At 76.7% G+C, this 451-nt stretch carries 1 protein-coding gene; it reads left to right on the top strand.

Annotation, left to right across the window (positions count from 1 at the left end):
* The coding region (locus AC0AIB_RS31285) for an AMP-binding protein (protein ID WP_465098091.1) at nucleotides 1-451 on the top strand (451 nt) is incomplete at both ends.

Below are 451 nucleotides of genomic sequence, written 5' to 3'. Positions count from 1 at the left end.
GCCAAGTTCGACCTGACCCTCGATGTGGCGGAGACCGCGGACGGCGGCGCCGCGGGCGTCTTCGAGTACCGCACGGACCTGTTCGACGACCGGATCGTCGGGGCGCTGGCCGAGCACTACGGGCGGCTGATCGAGGAGATCGTCGCGCACCCGGACGCCCCGGTGTCCTCGCTGCGGATGCTGTCCGACGCGCAGTACGCGGAACTGGCCCCGCCGCCGGCCCCCGGCCGCACCGACGCCCGCCCGGAGCCGGTCCACGAGCGCTTCGCCCGGTGGGCCGCCCGGACGCCCGACGCGGTGGCCCTCGTCGACGGCGACACCACGATCGGCTACGCGGAACTGGACGCCCGCGCGGACCGCCTCGCCCACCGGCTGCGCGCGCACGGCGTCGGGCCGGGCACCCTGGTCGGCCTGAGCATGGAGCGGTCCGCCGCCCTGGTGACCGGGCTCC

The organism is Micromonospora sp. DSM 43699 (assembly GCF_055517075.1).
This window is presented reverse-complemented; position numbering and strand designations above follow the sequence as displayed.